This window comes from Winslowiella iniecta, from assembly GCF_001267535.1.
Classification (GTDB): domain Bacteria; phylum Pseudomonadota; class Gammaproteobacteria; order Enterobacterales; family Enterobacteriaceae; genus Erwinia; species Erwinia iniecta.
Window position 1 is genome coordinate 1 of record NZ_JRXE01000064.1, and the last position, 1,115, is coordinate 1,115.

At 57.1% G+C, this 1,115-nt stretch carries 1 protein-coding gene; it reads right to left on the reverse strand.

The window, feature by feature from the left end; all coding sequences use genetic code 11:
* Positions 1–35: 35 nt before the first annotated feature.
* A protein-coding gene (locus NG42_RS21600; protein WP_206542087.1) for an IS3 family transposase occupies positions 36–1,115 on the reverse strand; the annotation gives its coding sequence in 2 pieces (ribosomal slippage) (positions 36–925 and positions 925–1,115; 1,081 coding nt annotated over the 2 pieces). This gene is flagged as partial in the annotation.

The following is a 1,115-nucleotide window of genomic DNA, read 5'->3' on the forward strand; positions in this document are numbered from 1 at the left end:
TGGACTGACCCCACGCCAGTAGACAAATTCTGTCCTCACGACGAGGCCTGTTCAAAGGCCTGCGGACTGACGCCGCCGAGATGACTGTGGCGCCGGGACCGGTTATAGAAGACTTCAATGTAATCGAAGATATCCGCCCGGGCCAGATCCCGGGTTTTGTATATTCTCTTCCTGATGCGTTCTTTTTTCAGTGAGCTGAAGAACGATTCGGCCACCGCATTATCCCAGCAGTTGCCACGCCGGCTCATGCTCGGGGCCAGGTTATTGGCCCGGCAGAAGCGCCGCCAGTCGTCACTGCCATACTGGCTACCTTGATCGCTGTGTACGATGACCTCGCCGTCCGGTTTTCGACGCCAGACGGCCATCATCAGCGCGTCGAGCGCCAGTTCACGTGAGAGAGTGGGCTTCATCGACCAGCCGACCACGTTACGGGCGAAGAGATCGATAACCACCGCCAGATACAACCAGCCCTGCCAGGTGCGGATGTAAGTGATGTCGGTGACCCAGACCTGATTGGCCCGGACAACGGTAAACTGCCGCTGCACGCGATTAGGAGCGACCACTGAAGGTCTGCCGGCGATACGACGTGGCGCTTTATAGCCGCGTACGGCTTTGATCCGGTTCAGTTGCATAATACGACCCACCCGGTTTTTGCCGCAGGTTTCCCCGATTTCGTTCAGGTCGCCATAAACCCGCCGGTAACCGTATACACCTCCGCTCAGCGAATATGAGTCACGGATAAGCGTCAGCAGACGCTGGTTATCTTTATCACGCGCCGAGACCGGGTTGTGCAGCCACGCATAGAACCCGGCCCGGGCGACATTCAGTACCCGACACATCGTCATCACACCCCATACAGTGCGGTGCTCATTGATAAAGCGGTACTTCAGTCGGGCTCCCTTGCAAAGTACCGCGCGGCCTTTTTCAGGATATCCCGTTCTTCTTCGGTGCGTTTTAGCTGCGCCCGTAGTTTCAGGATCTCGCTTTTGGCTTCCAGTAAATCCCGGGCATGCTGTTCGCTGTTATCAGGCTTGATAGCCCGTAGCCACTTGTAGAGGCTGTGCGCAGAAACGCCCAGACGGTCGGATACTTCGGCAACGGAATAACCGCGTTCC